This is a genomic window from Syntrophomonas sp., from assembly GCF_028707975.1.
Classification (GTDB): domain Bacteria; phylum Bacillota; class Syntrophomonadia; order Syntrophomonadales; family Syntrophomonadaceae; genus Syntrophomonas.
Genome location: NZ_JAQVZX010000118.1, coordinates 1 through 4,841 on the forward strand (window position 1 = coordinate 1; position 4,841 = coordinate 4,841).

The 4,841-nt window shown below is 42.6% G+C and carries 6 protein-coding genes and 1 pseudogene; 6 read left to right on the forward strand and 1 reads right to left on the reverse strand.

Annotation, left to right across the window (positions count from 1 at the left end):
• Positions 1-484 precede the first annotated feature (484 nt).
• Both PHP87_RS10655 and PHP87_RS10660 read left to right on the forward strand, forming a co-directional pair.
• On the forward strand, positions 485-844 hold the full coding sequence (locus tag PHP87_RS10655; protein WP_061214160.1) for a BlaI/MecI/CopY family transcriptional regulator: 360 nt from the start codon (positions 485-487) through the stop codon (positions 842-844).
• Positions 845-854: 10 nt separating this feature from the next.
• Positions 855-2,399 carry a M56 family metallopeptidase gene (locus PHP87_RS10660; protein WP_299921188.1) on the forward strand — a complete coding sequence of 515 codons (1,545 nt, stop codon included), beginning with the start codon at positions 855-857 and terminating at the stop codon, positions 2,397-2,399.
• Between the two features lie 20 nt (positions 2,400-2,419).
• On the opposite strand, the pseudogene PHP87_RS10665 reads toward PHP87_RS10660, so the two are convergent.
• Positions 2,420-2,569: pseudogene (locus PHP87_RS10665) on the reverse strand (LuxR C-terminal-related transcriptional regulator); the annotation flags it as partial.
• A gap of 218 nt (positions 2,570-2,787) precedes the next feature.
• On the opposite strand from PHP87_RS10665, the gene PHP87_RS10670 reads away from it, so the two are divergent.
• From PHP87_RS10670 to PHP87_RS10685, 4 genes are all read left to right on the forward strand, one after another.
• Positions 2,788-3,084 (forward strand): type II toxin-antitoxin system RelE/ParE family toxin, encoded by a 297-nt coding sequence (locus PHP87_RS10670; RefSeq protein ID WP_011639925.1) that lies wholly within the window; start codon positions 2,788-2,790, stop codon positions 3,082-3,084.
• Between the two features lie 29 nt (positions 3,085-3,113).
• Complete coding sequence (locus PHP87_RS10675; protein WP_299921193.1) at positions 3,114-4,166, forward strand: HigA family addiction module antitoxin; 1,053 nt, start codon at positions 3,114-3,116, stop codon at positions 4,164-4,166.
• 322 nt (positions 4,167-4,488) lie between these two features.
• Complete coding sequence (locus PHP87_RS10680) at positions 4,489-4,659, forward strand: hypothetical protein (RefSeq protein ID WP_299921195.1); 171 nt, start codon at positions 4,489-4,491, stop codon at positions 4,657-4,659.
• Positions 4,660-4,726: 67 nt separating this feature from the next.
• Positions 4,727-4,841: 3-hydroxyacyl-CoA dehydrogenase NAD-binding domain-containing protein (locus PHP87_RS10685; protein ID WP_299921197.1), on the forward strand; the 115-nt coding region annotated here is incomplete at its 3' end.

Sequence of the window (4,841 nt, forward strand, 5' to 3'; positions counted from 1 at the left end):
CGGTTGATCCAATGTCAATGCCGACATAATTCATATAAATACACCATCTCGCCCAATACTTCGTAATTATTATATGAATAATCGGACAATGTGTCAATATTATTAGTTATTTTATATATAATTAAATATTATAATTAGGAAATAAAACTTATGGCAAAAGTATAAAAAGTGTTGTGGAAGATAAGGACAGGAATCGTTTCTGCCGATTAAATAATCTCAGTTGGAATATTTTAAGAGTTCTTCTCTTGGTGGGGTATAGCGGGGCTTCCCTTAATTCAACGCTAGTGGTTCTCCATGTAAAAAACCAATCAGACAATCTTCGCATAAGACGATTAGGCATGTGGATAATGAGTATGCCTTCTTGCTGAGTCAAGACTTGGTGCATAATTTTTAAATAAACTACTCTAGTAGTATTGACTATTTAATACGACTGCAGTAGTATGAGTATATCGTGAAAAATACTAAAGCGGTGGGGGGTTCATTTATGGAAATAAAACTGTTCGATTCTGAATTAAAAATTATGGATGTCCTTTGGCGGGAAGGCGATACGACAGCCAAGAAAATTTCCGATATTCTTAACAAACAGGTTGGTTGGAATGTGAATACGACTTATACCCTTATTAAAAGGTGTATTGCCAAAGGCGCAATTAAGCGCAGCGAGCCTAATTTTATGTGTCATGCTTTGATCGCTAAGGAGGAGGTACAGGAACAGGAAACAACTGAACTGATCAACAAGGTGTTTGACGGTTCCGCCGACTTGCTTTTTGCTTCTCTTCTGAGCAGAAAAAACCTGTCCCCGGAGGAGATAGAGAGGCTGAAGCAAATCGTCAACAATTTGAAGTGAGGTGGCCTGAATGGATATATTTCAGATGAGTTTTTCCGCAGCGTTTCTGATTATTGCAGTGATTATCATCCGCGCGTTGGCCCTTCACCGGCTGCCTAAAAAGATGTTTCTGGTCCTATGGAGCGTCGTAATCTGCCGTCTGCTGATCCCATTTTCTATTCCGTCCCGTCTAAGCTTTTATACTGGTGTTGACATGCTAAGACGGGCGACTGCGGAAACGGCGTATATCCCTGCGCCTGCTTTTTTAACTGGCACGCCTGCTATGGAAATAGTTGATACGGGGAAACTTGCTGCTGCGGATGCTTCAACTATATCCATATCCATGTCGCCCCTGACCTCAATTTGGATAGCGGGCATTTGTATCTGCACTATATTTTTCTTGCTTAGCTATATCAAATGCCGCCGAGAATATCAAACCGCCCTGCCGGTGGAGAACGATTTTATCAACCGCTGGCAGCAACGACATCCCTTGCGGCGGACTGTTCAAATCAGGCAAAGCGACAGAATAAAAGCTCCCCTAACTTATGGGGTACGGCATCCGGTGGTTTTATTACCCAAAACAATGGATTGGACGGATGAAACGATAATGCAGTATATACTGACCCACGAGTATGTACATATTAGACGCTTTGACGTGCTGGCAAAACTGCTGATTACATCCGCTGTATGCATTCATTGGTTTAATCCCCTGGTATGGGCAATGTATATGCTGGCAAACCGGGATATCGAACTCGCTTGTGACGAGTCCGTGGTGCGGGCGTTTGGGGATACTGCTAAATCAACTTATGCACTGGCGCTTATTGGACTTGAAGAAAAGAAAAGCCGCTTGATCCCGTTATGCAATAATTTCAGCAAAATTGCCATTGAAGAAAGGATAATTGCGATTATGAAAATCAAAAAGTATTCTTTACCGGTAATCATTGTTGCTGTTTTGCTTATAGCCGGCGTTACTGTCGGGTTTGCTTGCTCAAAAGCAACGGTCGGGCATAATTCTTATCTGCCAGAAAAATCTGAGGAATTGAACCCGGCATCTCCATCACCGGCATCTGAAAAAAATCCGGTAAATGATGGTGGAGCAATTGCTGAACCTGCTTCAAATAATGATGGCAATAGTTCTTCTTCTGAAATGAGAAAAGTTTATTATTCGGATGGGCAGCATAAAACAGAAATAGATGGCGTGCCGGTCCATCCGGTTCATTGTGTGGTTATCGGAAAATATTATTACAAACGAATTGATCGGGAAACCGGCAAAAATCAAGTGAGTTTCGATGATGGCTCAACCTGGCTGTGGACACGCAATAACCCGGAATCCAAGAAAATTGAAGTTAGCGCCGATGGAGTTACTTGGAAAGACCTTATTGCAACTATACAAGAGCCAAAATACTCGGAATTATGCAATCATAAGTATTTTTACATGCGCAGCGATCCTGACACCGGTCAAGAAATGGCCAGTTACGATGACGGAGTGACCTGGTTGTTCTATCGCGAGAATGTGGTAACTGGCAGGGCAGAAATCAGTAACGATGGGGTGAAATGGCGGGAGTGGATAAGATAATGGACGATCATTTGAAAAAATTATTTTAGTTTTTCCACCAGGCGGGTGCGGCGGTTAATAACCAGTTTTTGAAATATCGTCCTCAAAGGGGCATGCACCGTGCTTTCCGTTATCACCAACTTTTCTGCGATTTCGCTGTTGCGTAAGTCTTCGGCCACCAGTTGGGCTTCCTCATATTCCCTGGCCCGTTGTCACTTGGTTTAGGGCAAACAGAGCAAATAGGGGTAAACGGGGAGACATTGGAGCAACTTGCAGCTCTGTTTATGATAATCGCGGGCTCCTCGTTTTAAAATTTACCTCTAAGGTTAATATTTGATTCTTGACCCTGCCATTTGTTCATGCTATAGTAAATTTACCTCAAAGGTAAATTGCAAAACGAGGTGATGGGTTGCAGATAGAGTATAAGAGCCGTGGAATCGAAAAGGTGTGTACAAACGCTCACGAGGCTGAAAAGAAACACGGGAAAAATATGGCGGCGAAGATACACCAGCGAATAGATGAAATAACTGCTGCGGATTCTGTCGAAATGCTGATTCAATATAAAATCGGCGGCTGCCACATACTCAAGGGAGATAGAAAGAAACAATATGCCATGGTTTTAATTCAGCCCTACCGCCTCGTATTCGAGATGAAAGGTTCTGAGATTCAAATTGTCCGTGTCATAGAAATCATTGACTATCATTAAATCTGTTGCATAAGAAGGAGGTAGCACAGATGGTGAGAAGCCGTACAATAATTGCATCACCGCCAGGCGCGACCATAAAGGAGCAGCTTGTTGATAGAGGAATGAGCCAGAAAGAGTTTGCTCGGAGAATGGATATGTCTGAAAAGCATATCAGTAGACTTATCAATGGTGAAGTCCAGTTGACCCCTGACATGGCCATGCGTCTTGAGATGGTGCTTGGGGCTCCTGCACAGTTTTGGAGCAGGCTAGAGTCCGTCTACCGTGAGAAGCTGGCAAAGGCCAACGCTGAGAACGAAATGGATGCAGATATAGAAATAGCAAAAAAGTTCCCTTACAAAGAAATGTCAAAAAACGGATGGGTTCCTGAAACAAGCAAAGCTAAAGAAAAGGTGGTTCATCTCCGTAAACACTTTGAAGTAGTTCATCTTGGTTTGCTTCAGGGCACTTTAATTCCTGGCATAGCCTGCAGACGCTTAGCTGACCATGAAAAAGCCGATTACGTTTTGTATGCATGGGCGCAGAAAGCTAAACTTGAGGCAAGACACATCGATACGAAACCCATCAATATAAAGAAGCTCTCAAATATAATACCGCATATTAGGAAGATGACGCGGGAGAATCCCGGGATATTTTGCGGTGAGTTAGTCAGTATGCTTGCCGATTGCGGTATAGCGATTGTTTTTCTTCCTCATATTGGGGGATCATTTTTGCACGGCGCTACATTCTATGATGGAGGTAAAATCGTCATGGGACTGACTGTGCGAGGCAAAGATGCAGATCGCTTTTGGTTTAGCCTTTTTCATGAAATTGCCCACATTATTTATGGGCACATTGGTCAACCTAATGGCACTTCAGATGCGGATGAGTCTGCCGCGGATGAATTCGCTAAGGAGACTCTAATCCCAAGCAAGGAATTTGATTCGTTTATTGCAAAGAAAGATTTCTCTAAATCATCACTTGTTCAATTTGCTAATGTGGTTGGAATTGATGCTGGAATCGTGGTCGGGAGGCTGCAAAAAGAAGGCTATATCGAATATAGTTGGTACAATGACTTAAAAACCAAATATAAGATTACTGCATAGCATAAAGCTAAGCGAATAGAAAAGCATCTGTTTTCAATGGGCAGGTGCTTTTTTTATGTCCATTTAGGGGGGAAGATAGAAATCAGGAAAAACGCTTCGCCCAGAGCTTGCCGATGAATAAAGTTTTTAACATAAGCCATCACCTCCGTACAATTTATTGTACAGTCCATCGCACTCCCGGTCAATCCAATGTATGTTGCCGACTTCCCTTTTGTCAGACTTTTTATAACGTAGAATAGCTCATTGGGTTTTGGCCAAAGGGCCAAAACCCTCCTCCCAAGCATATTCTAGCATTATAAAGCCCCAACAGGAGGGTAAGCGTTTGGAATTTTGGCCAAATGTTTACCCTCCTGTATTATTATCCGCTATCTCGAAAGCCCCCTATTATTGCAGGTTTAAGCTATTTGCAAAAATATTGGCATGGTTTTTGCTTATATGTATTTATCAAGCTGTAAAAGAAGCGATTCTTCGACAATCAGCCAATAAAGAATAGTGGAGAGGAGGCGAAGAAAGCCCTAAGAAGATTTAATAGAAAGCAAGAAAGTAAGGGGGGTAAAGTAATGGAAATCAAGAAAATTGGCGTCCTGGGAGCAGGTACCATGGGAGCTGGAATAGCTCAGGTTGCTGCTGAAGCAGGTTTTTCAGTAATCCTGGTGGATATCGAAACCGCGATAA

Excerpts from the sequence above, each read along its gene's own strand:
- PHP87_RS10655 (WP_061214160.1), top strand. The coding sequence starts at position 485 with ATGGAAATAAAACTGTTCGATTCTGAATTAAAAATTATGGATGTCCTT.
- PHP87_RS10660 (WP_299921188.1), top strand. The coding sequence starts at position 855 with ATGGATATATTTCAGATGAGTTTTTCCGCAGCGTTTCTGATTATTGCA.
- PHP87_RS10675 (WP_299921193.1), top strand. The coding sequence starts at position 3,114 with ATGGTGAGAAGCCGTACAATAATTGCATCACCGCCAGGCGCGACCATA.